This is a genomic window from Flavobacterium fluvii, assembly GCF_900129545.1.
GTDB classification, from domain to species: domain Bacteria; phylum Bacteroidota; class Bacteroidia; order Flavobacteriales; family Flavobacteriaceae; genus Flavobacterium; species Flavobacterium fluvii.
The window spans coordinates 59,494-74,044 of the sequence record NZ_FQWB01000008.1; the positions used below are offsets into that span (position 1 = coordinate 59,494).

Annotated in this window: 13 protein-coding genes; 7 read left to right on the forward strand and 6 right to left on the reverse strand. The window is 36.6% G+C overall.

The window, feature by feature from the left end; all coding sequences use genetic code 11:
* The first annotated feature begins 56 nt into the window (after positions 1–56).
* From BUC16_RS15215 to BUC16_RS15225, 3 genes are all read left to right on the forward strand, one after another.
* Positions 57–416, forward strand: a complete 360-nt coding sequence (locus BUC16_RS15215) for a cupin domain-containing protein (protein WP_073371671.1) — start codon at positions 57–59, stop codon at positions 414–416.
* Positions 417–502: 86 nt separating this feature from the next.
* Positions 503–1,435, forward strand: coding sequence for a peptidylprolyl isomerase (locus tag BUC16_RS15220; RefSeq protein WP_073371672.1), 933 nt, complete (start codon positions 503–505; stop codon positions 1,433–1,435).
* Positions 1,436–1,539: 104 nt separating this feature from the next.
* The gene (locus BUC16_RS15225; protein WP_073371673.1) at positions 1,540–1,833 is read left to right on the forward strand and encodes a c-type cytochrome; all 294 of its coding nucleotides are present in this window, start codon (positions 1,540–1,542) and stop codon (positions 1,831–1,833) included.
* Positions 1,834–1,871: 38 nt separating this feature from the next.
* Here the strand turns inward: BUC16_RS15225 and BUC16_RS15230 are convergent, their stop codons facing one another.
* A complete protein-coding gene (locus BUC16_RS15230) occupies positions 1,872–2,432 on the reverse strand; it encodes a thioredoxin family protein (RefSeq protein WP_073371674.1) in 561 nt (186 codons plus the stop codon).
* Between the two features lie 109 nt (positions 2,433–2,541).
* Here BUC16_RS15230 and BUC16_RS15235 point away from each other — a divergent pair, with 109 nt between their 5' ends.
* Positions 2,542–2,877: a tRNA-binding protein gene (locus BUC16_RS15235; protein WP_073371758.1), complete on the forward strand. Its 336-nt coding sequence runs from the start codon at positions 2,542–2,544 to the stop codon at positions 2,875–2,877.
* 41 nt (positions 2,878–2,918) lie between these two features.
* Here the strand turns inward: BUC16_RS15235 and BUC16_RS15240 are convergent, their stop codons facing one another.
* From BUC16_RS15240 to BUC16_RS15255, 3 genes are all read right to left on the reverse strand, one after another.
* Complete coding sequence (locus tag BUC16_RS15240) at positions 2,919–3,305, reverse strand: GreA/GreB family elongation factor (RefSeq protein ID WP_244534376.1); 387 nt, start codon at positions 3,303–3,305, stop codon at positions 2,919–2,921.
* A 414-nt stretch (positions 3,306–3,719) separates the two neighbouring features.
* The gene (locus BUC16_RS15250) at positions 3,720–4,541 is read right to left on the reverse strand and encodes a sulfurtransferase (protein ID WP_073371760.1); all 822 of its coding nucleotides are present in this window, start codon (positions 4,539–4,541) and stop codon (positions 3,720–3,722) included.
* Positions 4,542–4,706: 165 nt separating this feature from the next.
* The gene (locus tag BUC16_RS15255; RefSeq protein ID WP_170860885.1) at positions 4,707–5,228 is read right to left on the reverse strand and encodes a sigma-70 family RNA polymerase sigma factor; all 522 of its coding nucleotides are present in this window, start codon (positions 5,226–5,228) and stop codon (positions 4,707–4,709) included.
* A 192-nt stretch (positions 5,229–5,420) separates the two neighbouring features.
* Between BUC16_RS15255 and BUC16_RS15260 the strand changes: the two genes are divergently transcribed.
* The 3 genes from BUC16_RS15260 (at position 5,421) to BUC16_RS15270 (ending at position 11,722) form a co-directional block, all read left to right on the forward strand.
* Positions 5,421–6,569: a FecR family protein gene (locus BUC16_RS15260; RefSeq protein WP_073371677.1), complete on the forward strand. Its 1,149-nt coding sequence runs from the start codon at positions 5,421–5,423 to the stop codon at positions 6,567–6,569.
* Positions 6,570–6,764: 195 nt separating this feature from the next.
* Positions 6,765–10,157: a TonB-dependent receptor gene (locus BUC16_RS15265; protein WP_073371678.1), complete on the forward strand. Its 3,393-nt coding sequence runs from the start codon at positions 6,765–6,767 to the stop codon at positions 10,155–10,157.
* Positions 10,158–10,168: 11 nt separating this feature from the next.
* Positions 10,169–11,722: a RagB/SusD family nutrient uptake outer membrane protein gene (locus tag BUC16_RS15270; protein ID WP_073371679.1), complete on the forward strand. Its 1,554-nt coding sequence runs from the start codon at positions 10,169–10,171 to the stop codon at positions 11,720–11,722.
* Between the two features lie 545 nt (positions 11,723–12,267).
* Here the strand turns inward: BUC16_RS15270 and BUC16_RS15275 are convergent.
* Together BUC16_RS15275 and BUC16_RS15280 are read right to left on the reverse strand one after the other, a co-directional pair.
* A complete protein-coding gene (locus tag BUC16_RS15275; protein ID WP_073371680.1) occupies positions 12,268–12,654 on the reverse strand; it encodes a PUR family DNA/RNA-binding protein in 387 nt (128 codons plus the stop codon).
* Positions 12,655–12,724: 70 nt separating this feature from the next.
* Positions 12,725–14,485, reverse strand: a complete 1,761-nt coding sequence (locus BUC16_RS15280) for an ABC transporter ATP-binding protein (RefSeq protein ID WP_073371681.1) — start codon at positions 14,483–14,485, stop codon at positions 12,725–12,727.
* Between the last annotated feature and the right edge of the window lie 66 nt (positions 14,486–14,551).

Genomic DNA, 14,551 nt, shown 5'->3' on the forward strand with positions numbered 1-14,551 from the left:
CCACAACAACTAAAAAATAATTCGTAATTTGGCACCTCAATAAAAAACAATACAAGATGGAAAGTTTTGGCGCAAGCAAGGAATTTATAAAAGACGATGAATTCGACTGGGAAGTGGTCGGTGAAGGCATAAAACGCAAAATAATGGGGTATGACGACACGGTCATGATGGTCAACGTACTTTTCGAGAAAGGCTCCATTGGAACTCCCCACGAACATTATCATTCGCAGGTGACCAACGTGGCCAAAGGCGCATTTGAAGTTACCATTGGCGGCGTGACAAAAACAATGAAGCAAGGCGATTGTTTTTACATTCCGCCTCATGTCGTTCACGGCGTGGTTTGTCTCGAAGACGGTTTGTTGATAGACGTTTTCAGCCCGATTCGAGAAGATTTCATGCAGAAAAAGACGTATTAACATAGAATTCTGAAAATCGAGGTATTGGCCAATCGTCAACTCTAATTTATTTTTGTAAATTTGCACCTCAATAAAAAACAATAAAAATGGAAAACGGAATATACGCTAAATTCAACACCGCAAAAGGTTCGATTTTGGTAAAACTAACACACGATTTAACTCCGGGAACTGTAGGGAATTTTGTTGCTCTTGCAGAAGGAAACATGGAAAATAAAGTAAAACCTCAAGGGGTAAAATTCTATGATGGATTGACTTTTCATAGAGTAATTCCAGATTTCATGATTCAAGGTGGATGTCCTCAAGGTACTGGAACTGGAGATCCAGGATACAAATTCGACGACGAATTTCACCAAGACTTGCGTCACGATGCACCGGGAGTTTTGTCGATGGCAAACTCTGGACCGGGTTCAAACGGTTCCCAATTTTTCATCACGCACGTGGCAACACCATGGTTGGACGACAAGCACACTGTTTTTGGAAACGTGGTTGAAGGTCAAGACGTAGTTGACGCCATTGCCCAAGGTGATGCATTGCAAACTCTTGAAATCATCCGAGTGGGAGAGGAAGCCAAGAACTGGAATGCCATTGAAGCTTTCGTGGGTTTGAAAGGTGCCAGACTTAAACGTGATGCAGCCTTGAAAGCGGAATCTGAAGCAAAAATGGAAAAATTGGCTGCCGGTTTCGAAAAAACAGAAAGTGGTTTGCGTTACCAATTCATCCAAAAAGGAGACGGTAAACAAGCACAATCTGGAAAAACGGTTTCTGTTCACTATGAAGGTTCGTTGGAGAACGGAAAAGTTTTTGATTCTTCTTATCCAAGAAAAAAACCAATCGAATTTAGATTGGGTCAAGGTCAAGTTATCGAAGGTTGGGACGAAGGAATTGCCTTGTTGAAAGTGGGCGATAAAGCTCGTTTCGTTATCCCGTCTGATTTGGGATACGGACCTCGTGGAGCAGGAGGAGTAATTCCACCAAATGCTACCTTGATTTTCGACGTAGAATTAATGGACGTAAAATAATATTCAGTCGCAGTTTCAAGCTGCAATGTTCAATAAATTTTAAAATTCCAATATTGTAAAAGATATTGGGATTTTTTTTATGTTTACCAAAAAATCTAAACCAAATGAAAATCAAATTAATTTTTTTAGCAGCGACAGCTGTATTTATCGCTTCTTGCTCCAGTAAAAAAACGGTGGTTGCGGCAGATGTTCCAAAAGAAGGAAGTATTAGTCCGGAATTAGTGCAACATGGAAAAAACTTGTACGTGAATAACTGTGTTAAATGTCATGCGTTGTATGAGCCCAAGAAGTTTAGTCAAGAAAAATGGAAACCAATCTTGGTTAAAATGCAGAAAAAAGCACGTTTAGATGATGTCCAGATAGCTGCAATATCAAATTATATTACTTCACAATTATAAAATTTCAAAAGAGCATTCATTAAAAATGAATGCTTTTTTTATTTCTTCCACTTGATATTGCAACCCAAACTTGGTTTTTGATTGGAATTGATGATTCGATTATAAATCACGCCGTCGATGGCGCCTCTCAAATCGCTTCCGCTCAACGGAATTCCGTTTCCTGGTCGGCTGTCGTCCAATTGGCCACGATAGACTAATTTGTCTTGGTTGTCAAACAAAAAGAAATCGGGTGTGCAAGCCGCATCGTATGCTTTTGCCACTTCCTGGGTTTCGTCATAAAGGTAGGGAAACTCAAAATTATTCTCGAAAGCAAACTCGGTCATCAATTCAGGTGAATCCTGTGGATAATTCACGACATCATTACTGGAAATAGCCAAAAATCCAATGCCTTGCACCCGGTAATCATTGGCAATTCGCACAATTTCTCCAAGAACATGATGCACAAATGGGCAGTGATTGCAGAGAAACATGACGAGGGTTCCTTTTTCGCCCTTGATGTCCGAAAAAGAAAAATGGGAATCGGCAGAGTTGGTGTCTTTTAAGTAAAACTCGGGGGCAATGGTTCCGAGAGCCAACATCTTTGATGGGGTATTTGACATTTTGTTTGTTTTTGTTGAAAGTTTAAAGTTATGAAAAAGTATTGTTTTTTGGACTGGAAACCGTAAATTAGTCTGCATAGATTATCAAATTTCAATGACAAACAATACAATGGATTTAACTTGGACTGAATTCGAAAAAGTGGAAATGCGCGTGGGGACAATTCTGGAAGTCAATGATTTCCCCGAAGCCAGAAAGCCGGCTTACCAACTCACGATTGATTTTGGTTCCGATATTGGAATCCGAAAAACTTCCGCCCAAATCACCAAACGCTATCAAAAAGAAGATTTGCTGAATCGACAGATTGTGGCAGTGGTTAATTTCCCCAAAAAGCAAATCGGAAAATTTATGAGCGAATGCCTGGTTCTGGGGGCAGTGGGCGAGGAAGGCGACGTGATTTTGTTGGCGCCCGATTTCAAGATTGAAAATGGTTTGCGCATTGGATAAAAAAAAAACACCTTCACAATATGAGGTGTTTAAAAAGCGAATTAGTCATTTGTTACAGTAATTATTTTTAAAACTTTATTTCCGGACGGCAATAACCAATCCACCTGATCATTTTCTTTAAAGCCAATAATCGCCACTGACAATGGGGCTAAAACAGACACTTTTCCTTCTTTTAGGTTAGATTGCGAAGGCATGACAATTTGAATCTTCATTTGTTGTTTGCTATTAATATCCTCAATTACAGCACACGAATTTATTCGGATAATGGCTTGGTCAAGAGTGTTTTCTTCGCTTACAATTGCTCGGTCTAGCTCTTGTGTCAGCAAGGCGATTTCTCTAATGTTTGTGGCATCTTTTGCATTTTTTACCAATTTTCTAAGAATAGTATAATCGGTCATTGTTAAAACAGGAGTTGGTTTCATGTTCATTTATTTTAGTATTAATTTTTTGTAGAATGTATAGAAACGAATAAGTCAAATAACTAATTACCATAAAAGTAAATAGCTTCAACAATAATTTTTTAAATTTCGGAATAGTATAGAAAAACCTTCGTCTGAAGTAGTTTGTTTTATATAGACGAAGGTCTAATTGACAAAGGCTTTTGAATGCGAAAATTTGGCACCAAACACAAAATTCCCTTTAAGAAAAGAGCTGTAATTTGATAGTGTATAGGTGATAATGGTCATAAAATAAATTTCGCATGGCAAAAATACACTCCTTTTTCTAATATCAATATTGATTTGGGGTATTTGTATTTGATTTAACATACCGTAATCGAAAATTGGAGAAATAAAAAATCCGAAAATCTTTCGACTTCCGGATTTGATAGTTGAATTTTTATATTATTTGTCAATCGGTAAAGTAGTGGAATGCCCCCATTCTGTCCAAGAACCATCATAAACCGCTTTTGGATTATCTGAAATAAGTTCCGTTGCCAACAAGAGAATGCAAGCTGTTATTCCCGAACCACAAGTAAAATATATAGGCTTGTCATTTAAGTTGAATATTTCAGATAAAGCTTCCTTTGATTTGTATTTTCCATCTTCTAATAAATTGCCAAAAGGGATATTTATGGAACCCGGAATGTGACCATTTCTGATACCAACTCTTGTTTCTTCTATCGTGGCATGAAAACGATCCGGAGATCTCGCATCAATTAAAACGGCTTCTTTTGAGTTTATGTTTTTCAGAATCTGCTCTTTGTTTTTGATTAATTCCGGTTGAAGTTTAGCTTCAAAATCCCCTGTGGAATAGGTGTTTTTCTTTTGAATCTCAGTAGGAAAACCTTCTTTTATCCATTCTGGAAGACCACCGTTTAAAACGTAAACATTAGAATGCCCCATTGCATTAAACATCCACCAAACTCTAGGACTCAGGTAAATTCCTAAAGTATCATAAACGACAATTGTACTGTTTTTGTTGATGCCTAATTTTTGACATTCAATAGTAAATTGAGAAACAGAAGGAAAGGTATTGGGTAAAGGATTTTGTATGTCGCTAAAAGTATTTTTTATGTCAAATATTATTGCTCCTTTAATTTGTATATCCTGAAATTGATTCTCTAAATTAGATTGATTTTGGTCTAATCTAGCTTCTAAAATAATTAAATCTAAATCTTCTAAATGTTCAGAAAGCCATATTGGAGACACGATGGTTTTTTTCATTTTCATTTTTTTTATAAAAGTACAATACTATTCCAATAAAAAAAAAGTCCAAAAATCTTTCAACTTTCGGACTTAATCAGGTTGGTTTTGGTTAATCATTTTGAGATGGAAGGATCTGGAACGCTCTAATCGCTCTTGAGAACCTTCTTTTTCTTTTATAATTCCTTATCTAAAAAGGGTTATTGTCAATATTAAGATGCAAGTGTCCATTTTTTCTCTCAAGAAAGAATAGGAACGTTTCATTTGTGTTTTTACGGTATTGATGGAAATGTTTTCGTTCTCGGCAATTTCTGAATAGCTGTTGTTGTCAACGACATGAGCCAAGAAAATGTTTCTTCGAGCTTCTGGTAACTGGTTCAACAACTTCATGACTTTTGAAATTTTGCCCTCCTCCATTTTTTCAAAAAAAACAGGTTCTTCCGAGTCGGGAACAAGCTTGTTTTTCTCTATCGAAACAATTTGTTTGCTTTTTTCAAGGTGTTGAATACTCAAATTCTTTACTGCCCTTGAACCATAAGATTTAAATGAAGTCGTAATGTTTATCTCTTCTTTTTTATTCCAGAAATAGATGAAAAATTCTTGTACAATGTCTTTGGAGACTTCTTTGTCTTTGGTTATTTGAAATGAAACCAATGACAAAAAAGCGAAATTTTCCTTGTATAAAGCCTCGAATTTTGTTAAATCCATAACCGCAGACATTTTCTATATGTTTAAAAAAGGTTTTATATGATTGCATAGTTAGTAAAAAAAATCATAAAAAAAATAAATTATCGAAAAAATAAATAAATTATCGAAAAAAAAAGTAAAATTCTTGTCACCCTAAACTTCCTTTTTTACAACATAACTATAACGATTAAGTGATAAGCAAATAAATTGATTATGGAAATCCATCAAAATGTGATCAAGATTCTTCGAGAAATAAACTCTAATGGGAAAATAGATATTGAAAAATTGGAGCAGTTAAGTATCGAAGAACAAGAGTTGGTTAATAATCTATATCAAGAGGGGTTGGTTGAGGAAGCTTTATGTTTGGTTGATTCAATGGATGTGGATAGAAATTGGGAAGAATTACAAGATATATTACAGAGATATTCGAAACCAGTGGTGCCTTTATGGAAGAAATTATTAAAATATGCTGCTGTCCTAATCGTTTTGCTGGGCTGTTTTTTTCTTTTTCAACAGAATAGAACCCTAAATCCAGATGTGAAACTGGCCAATGACGAGATAAAATTGGTTTTGGAAAATGGAGAGGTCCAAATTTTGAAAGTTGGGGGGAATGATCAAGTGGTTTTGTCGAATGGCCAAGTTGTGGGAAACCAAAAAGGAAAAGAATTGAATTATGTTTCGGCTTCGAGTGTCAAGGAATTGGTGTATAACACGATTCAAATTCCAAACGGAAAAATATTCAATATCACCTTGTCTGACGGAACCCATGTTTATTTGAATTCAGGCAGTAGTTTGAAGTTTCCCGTGCAGTTTGTCAAAGGAATGAAAAGGGAAGTGTTCCTGGAAGGGGAAGCCTTTTTTGATGTTACAAAGGACAAGGCACATCCATTTGTAGTGAATGCGGATGATGTTCGAGTTAAAGTATTGGGCACGAAATTTAATGTTTCGTCTTATGCGGAAGACAAAACGGTAAATACGGTTTTGGTTGAAGGCTCCGTTGCATTGGGTTCATCCGAAAAACCGGCAGATAGAACCATGTTGAAACCAGGATTTAAAGGTGCATTCGATAAATCGGGAACTGCCGTTTTTTCATTGGAAAAAGTAGATACCAAACAATATACAAACTGGATGAAAGGAGAAATTGCTTTCAAAGGAATTGGATTCAAGGAAATAGCGCGAAAACTGGAGCGCACTTATAACGTTTCCATTACCAACAACAATAAAGAATTGGATGACGTAAAATTCAGTGGTTCTTTTGACAGAAACATAGAATCCATCAATGAGGTGATGGATGCCATGAGCAAGATTTACTCTTTTGATTATAAAATTACTAAAACAAATTCGATAACCATTACCAAATGACAAGCCTATGAAATAAAGTGAAATCAAAAAAATTACACTTAAAAAAAACCGAAAAATAGGATCAGTATTTTCCGGCTTAAAAAGGTGTATTAAACGACCTACACAAATAAATCATTTAAATAACCAACCAAAATTATGAAAAAAATAATTAAGAGGAACTTGGCATGCCCATATTTTCCTAAAATTAGTTTAAAAATGAAACTCACCACCATTTTATTATTGGTTTCATTATTAAAAGTTCAAGCCTACACGTATTCTCAAAATGCAAAAATCACGTTGAAAACAAACGAGATTACAGTGGGACAGGTTTTTAATAAAATAGAAACTACTTCAGAATTTAGATTTTTATACGAAAGTGACAAAATTGATTTGAATCGAAAGGTTTCAATAGATGTAAATAAAGAAAATATTTCCAATGTTTTACAGGTTTTGTTCAAGGGGACAAATGTGGAGTACAAGATAAATGATCGTCAAATTTTGTTGACCGTCAAAAAAAGTGCCTCTCCCAAAACCACTTCGCAAATAATTGCGCCAGCTCCGGCTCCCGTAATTATGCAGCAACATGAAATTGTGGGCCAAATTGTTGACAGCAACGGACTGCCTTTGCCAGGTGCCAATGTACTTGAAAAAGGGACAACCAATGCCGTACAAACTGATTCTGACGGTAAATTCAAGTTGACTCTTTCTGGTCAAAAGGCTACACTTTCGGTATCGTTTATGGGGTTTGTCACACAAGACGTAGTCGTGAATAACCAGAATAGCATAAAGGTTGTTTTGATGGAAGAGCCGGCTGCATTAAACGAAGTTGTTGTTGTGGGGTATGGTGTTCAAAAGAAAGTAAATTTAACAGGTTCAGTGGGCAATGTTTCAGGAAAAGTATTGGTTGCTAGACCTCAAACAAACTCGTCCAACTTGCTTCAGGGTCGTTTGACAGGTGTGAATGTTACACAGCCAGGTGCAGAACCAGGATTGGATAATCCTACTATACGAATTAGAGGATTGGGGTCTTATGGGGCAAGTAACGATCCGTTAATTTTGATTGATGGAGTTGCAGGATCTCTTAATAACCTTTCTCCAGCCGATATTGAAAATGTTACGGTGTTGAAAGATGCTTCCTCTGCAGCAATTTATGGAGCGAGAGCAGCCAATGGAGTAATTTTGGTTACCACAAAAAAAGGTAAAAAAGGAACTCCTGTAATTAATTTTACTACCAACCTTTCTGTCCAATCACCTACTAGATTGCCTAAATTTATTACCAATTCTGTAGAATATATGGAAATGCTGAACACGGCATCTCTCAATGATGGGAAACCTATACCTTTTACTCAGCAAAATATTAATGATTATCGCAATGCACCGGCTGGTAGCAAAGAGTTTCCGAATTTTGATGCCCTTGACTATTGGTTTCAGGATGCAATCGTAAAAAATAATAACCTCTCCATTTCAGGTGGGGGAGAAAGCAATACTTACAATATATCTTTAAATATTTTAGACCAAAATTCAATGATTCCAGGTTACAAGTTTTCAAGATACAATGGGTTGATAAGTAATAATATAGAACTTAAAAAATGGGCAACACTGGGAACTACAATAAATTTAACCAGTAAATATACGGGGCAGCCCTCTGCGAATTCTTTATTTACTCCAATGTATATTTATACTGCGAGTCCTCTTAATGAACCGTATTTGCCAGACGGCAGTGGGCGTGTAGTAACAAGAGCTTATGCTTCTGAGGCTCCTATTCGTGGTAGACCAGGTCTCCAGGAATCTTTTGTGATGGGAAATCAGTATTATAAAGAGACAAATGTTAATCCACAGATTTTTCTGGACATAAAGCCTTTCAAAGGGTTGACTTGGACATCAAAAGTGGCTATTAATTACGTGGATGTATTTTATAAAATGCACCAGCAAAATTACACGGCTTATTCTTTACATGAAAGAGACAAGATAACTGGAGATTATCTTGCGATTCCTAAAAATGCCGATGTACTTGGAGTAACGGATGATTATTCAAAAGATATTACGAAAACATTCTACTCCGTGGCAACATACAACACCAAATTTGGAGAGAATCATGATTTTACGGCTCTGGGTGGTTACGAGCAGATTAGTTTCAGACACCAACAATTGAGAGCTACTAGATCTAGTTCAGTAAATCCAGCGCTTACCGAATTACAAGCTTATACAGCCACTAACCAAGAGTTGTTCAAGCAAACAGCACGTATGTTAGGTTATAGTGCTCCTTATGAATGGGCCTTGCAATCGGTATTTGGACGTGTTAATTATGGTTTCAAAAACAAATATCTTTTTGAAGGTAATATCCGTTATGATGGAACATCCAAAGTGTCTCCTGATTACCGCTGGGGAGTTTTTCCTTCGGCATCTTTAGGATGGGTAGTTTCTGAAGAAAGTTTTATTAAAAACAAAGTTAATTGGTTGAAAGAATTGAAATTGAGAGCGTCCTACGGGGTGTTAGGAAACTCTGATATTGGTGCTTATGCATATCAGGACAATATGGATATCACGAATTCATATCCATACGAATCTACACTTGTTCAAGGAGCGGTAGTGAATACATTCAAAGATCAAAGTTTGAGATGGGAAACCACTAGTATAACAGATTTGGGTTTTGATTTCAATATTAAGAATGGATTATTTGGGGCTACTTTCGATTGGTTTGATAAATATACTTCCAACATTCTTGCCAAGCAACCAATACCTATAAGTATGGGATTGGCAGATCCTACAATGAACGATGGGAAAATGCGAAATCGTGGTTTTGAGTTGTCTTTGACACACAAGAACAATATTGGAAAATTAAACTACGACACTTATTTTATGTTGTCAAAATACAAGAATGAAGTAGTTTACATAAGTGCTCCTTCTTTAGGAAACACGATTAAAGCCAACGGTCAACCTTACAATGAAATGAACTTGTACATCTGGGATGGAACTGTCCAGATAGCAGATCTTACAGATCCTAAATTTCCAAAGAGTACCTTGAATCCTAATCCTAAGGCAGGTGATTTGAAAATGAAAGATGTTAATAATGATGGAGTTATTGATGGTAATGACCGTCAGCCAGTAGCTGGTTTGTATCCAAAATTTGATTATTCTTTCGGGTTTAATTTTGATTATGAGCGATTTAGCCTGAATATTTTCTTCCAAGGAGTAGAGGGGCAAAAATCCATCATGTCTTTTTGGGGGCCTCAACCTTTTGCGGGAGGAATGCCTCCAATGCCAAAATGGCGCGATGCATGGACTCCACAAAATCCGACAAATGCGCTTCCAGCATTGCATACTGACGGATATGCAGGTGTAAATAATTATAGCAATTCAACTTACTTTTTACAAGACGGATCATATCTTCGATTGAAAAGTGTAATGCTGTCTTATTCTTTGCCAGAGAGCTTGATAAATAAAATTAATTTTAAAGATTTCAAAATATTTGTTTCTGGAGATAATTTACTAACCTTCACTAATTTCGAAGGTCAGGATCCAGAACGATCTTTAACCAGTTATCAGAATGTTTATCTTTCGTATCCACAGGCTCGTATAATAAACTTCGGTATTAATGTTAAATTCTAATAAGTACTATTATGACTAAAATGTATAAAATTTCACAATTGTCTATTATCATTTTGTTGGTTTTTTGCTTCACTTCTTGTGATAGTGATTTTCTGGACAAAAACCCTTTAGACAGTGTTGCCAGCCAAGGATTTTGGAAAACTAAAGCAGATGTAGAAACGGGATTGGCAGGTGTATATTCTCGTCTGCAGCAAAATTTCCTGGGGTATGAAAGAATTTATTTTGAAGGGTTAACAGACAATACCTATTGCGGTCCCAACTTTAATCAGAGAAATATATTCGAAATGACACTTGGTAATATTTCACCATCATCAGGCGGGGCCATCGATAATATGTACTCTTCGCCATATCGTGCCATTACAAGTTGTAATTTGTTTCTGGATAATGTAGATCAGGCTAAAGGCAATGTTTTGCCAGCCCAAATGAATATCTATAAAGCCGAGGTGAGATTTATCAGAGCTTTGTGTTATTTTGATCTAGTTCAATTATTTGGTGAAGTGCCAGTTTACAAAAAATATTTTTCAACAATTGAAGAAGGAAGAATAGCAAAAAGTTCTAAAGCCGAAATTTATGCTTTCATTGAAGAAGATCTTAATTTTGCTATTTCCAATCTTCCAGACACAAAATATTCTGGACATGCTGTAAAAGGCAGTGCCCAAGCTTTGCTAGGTCGCGTATTGCTGACTCAAGAAAAATGGGCTGAATCTGCAACAGTGTTAAAGCAAATTATTGATGGTGGTAAATTTCAACTGGCTAATAGTTATAAAAATTTGTTCATTGTTGATGGACAGGTAAATCCTTCCGTGAATTGTGAAATTATGTTTTCTACTAATTATGCTGCGGGCAATCCGCAGCGACTAACTCCACAGCCTGCTGGATATGAGATAGAAATGGCAAATGGGTCAATGTTGCAACCATTCAAAGCTTTTGCCGATTCCTACCAGATGATAGATGGAAAATCATCAAGCGATTCACCACTTGTAAATACCAATTATATAAACCGTGATCCTCGATTGGATATGACTATGAAATTGCCAAATGAAACTTGGAGAAATCCTAATACACTGGTAAGCCAGGTTATTGATAACCCAAGTGTTACAGGTTTTATTATGGAAAAATATGTAGATCTTTCTAAAATACCAATTTCAGGGGCTACAGCTTCTACATCTCATCAGGATTATATCCACTTGCGATATGCTGATGTATTGTTAATGTATGCAGAGGCGAAAAACGAGTCTACAGGTCCTGATCTTACAGTTTATGCCGCTATAAATAAGGTGCGTGCTCGAGCAACTGTTAATATGCCAGAAGTGGTTCAAAGTAGCTATAGCACTAAAGATTTATTACGAGAATATATACGTAACGAACGAAGAGTTGAATTGGCGATGGAAGGGTTGCGTTATTTTGACCTGAAAAGATGGAAAATTGCCGTAGCTAAATTAGATGGAATGAGTACAGTTGGTTCTCAGCCTATGCAATTTTTAGAAAAGAATTACTATTTGCCACTACAGCAAAATGAACTTGATCGTAATACAAAACTGGAACAAAATCCAGATTATAAGTAAAAAGATGGTTCAAATTTGATCATAATTTTATTCCAAGGAGAAAGTAACTTTTTTCTCCTTGGATATTTTTAAGTCTAATATTAATACTGTTCAGAAAATTAAAAAAAAAGCACTGTTTTCAATTGTAAAACCAATGTGTTTTAGGATTTTGTACATCTCGTTTTATTGGTACAGGAAAACTTGTGGATTATATCAAAGCAAGAAAACCAGAAATAAAGAGGCTTTATGACTCGGGAATAGATGCGTTTTTAGGAAAAGGGGGGCATTATAAAATTTTACGTCCGATTTCATTATCGGCAATAGCATTAGATTCAGGGAATTATGGTCAAAACCCTGCTTATTAAAGATAGTTAGTTAGTTAGTTATAATGCATTTACCCATGTTACAGTTTTGGTTCTGTATTCATGGGTATTTGCATTTATGAAAGGGGCTGTTTCTTCTCTAGGGGTAAAAGGTTTTGGGCATAAAAAAAGTCCGAAAATCTTTCAATTTTCGGACTTAATCAGGTTGGTTTTGGTTAGTTAATTATATGGTTTGTTTGAAAATTAAATATCGTCAAAATCAATATCGGTGAAACTTGATGTTGATGGCAATGCCAGTTCTTCTCCTTCCGAAGCTTCGCCTGCATATTCTTTTTTGAAATCTTTTTGGTGTCTTTCAGAGATTACTTCTTCGCCTTTGTGGTTCAAGACGTAGGAAGTCATTTCTTCCAAGATTTCCGTGAAAGCGGTAAAATCTTCTTTGTATAAATAAATTTTGTGTTTCTTGAAGTGAAAAGAACCATCAGCTTCGGTAAACTTCTTGCTTTCGGTAATGGTGATATAATAATCGTCCGCTTTTGTGGCTCTTACATCAAAGAAATAAGTTCTTCTTCCAGCTCTTAATACCTTTGAAAAAATCTCTTCCTTTTCTAACATGTCATTTTCTCTCATAATCCTTCAGTCTATTTTGTGTTGTTAAGCATCAACCAAAAATCTAAAAAATATATGTATTATACAACAATTATTGCAATTCTTTTTCAGAAAGTTGTTTCAAGTACAAGGCGGCATAATAGCCGTCTTCATTTATCAATTGATTATGAGAACCTTGTTCAATAATTCGTCCTTCATCGAGGATGATTATTCGGTCTGCATTTTTTGCCGAAGAGACTCTGTGGCTTACAATAATGGTGGTTTTGTCTCTGCAAATTTCCAGTAAGTTGTTCAAAATCGTTTCTTCGGTTTCGGTATCCACTGCCGACAAGCAATCGTCAAATAGCAGGATTTCCGGATCTTTGATAATCGCCCTTGCTATGGAAACTCTTTGTTTTTGTCCGCCGGAAAGCGTGATGCCCCTTTCGCCAAGAATGGTTTCATATTGTTTGCTGAAACCTATGATATTGTCGTGAACCACGGCACTTTTGGCAGCGGCGTGCACTTCCTCGTCGGTGGCGTTTTCTTTACCAAACTTGATGTTGTTTTTGATGGTGTCCGAAAACAAAAAGGCATCTTGCGGCACAATTCCGATGCTGTTTCGCAAATCGTGCAAGTTGACGGTGCTAATTTCTTTTCCATCAATGACAATGTGTCCTTGGGTAACATCATACAGGCGAGAAATCAAGGAAACAATGGTCGATTTTCCCGAACCTGTTTTTCCTAAAATCGCCAAAGTTTCGCCTTTGTGTACCGTGAAAGTCACGTTTTCCAATGCTTTTATGTTGGTGTCTTCATAAGTGTAGCTTACATTTTCGAAAGTGATGGTACCTTCAATAATTGATTTTCCGGGATTGGTGTTTTGTATTTCCGGTTCTATTTTCAGGAATTCGTTGATGCGTTTTTGGGAGGCTTCGGCTTCCTGGACCATCGAAGAAACCCAACCCAAAGAGGCTACAGGCCAAGTCAACATATTCACGTACAGGATAAATTCGGCAATGGTTCCTATGCTTTTTATGGTTCCGTTGATGTACATCAATCCGCCAAAATAAATCACGACCAAGTTGCTTATTCCAATAAGTGCCATCATCAAAGGGCCAAATAAAGCTTGTATTCTGGCCAAACTCAAACTCTTGCTTTTGCTTTCATCCGCCAATTGCACCAAATTATTTTGGTGCTGGTCTTCCAATGAATAGGCTTTTATAACTCGGATTCCCGAAAATATTTCTTGGGTAAAACTGGAAACTTTGGATAGATATTGTTGAAAAATGGTGCTTCTTTTATTGATCTCGGAACTGATTTTAAAAATGGCATACGACAATAGGGGCAAGGGAAGCAAGGTGTACAATGTCAGCCTCGGCGACACGTTGAACATGTACACGATGACGATGGCAAAACGGATAACGGTATTTATGGTGTACATCACGGCTGGGCCAACGTACATTCTTACCTTGGAAACATCCTCACTGATGCGGTTCATCAAATCTCCCGTACGGTTTTGTTTGTAGAAATTCTGCGAAAGGTTTTCGTATTGTCTAAATACTTCATTTTTCAAGTCGAATTCGATGTGGCGCGACATCACGATAAGGGTTTGTCGCATCAGGAAAGTCAGGAAACCCGCTATGATTGTCGTGGCAATTATCAGGAGAATATCGGAGATGAGTTCCTGCCGGATGAATGATTTGGAGATCGTTTCATCTTTGGCGAAATCTTCGATTGCCTTGAATGATTTACTGATCAGTTTTGGAGTAAACAGGGAAAAAATTTGCGCAACAATGGTAATGATGATTCCCAGCAAAAAGCTGAATTTGTATTGGATGAAATATTTATTGAGATAGCGTAATTCCTTCATAACGGTTGGTGATTCTTAATAAATCCAAAGGTAAGATGAAATTCAGATATTTTTCAAGTTTAATTC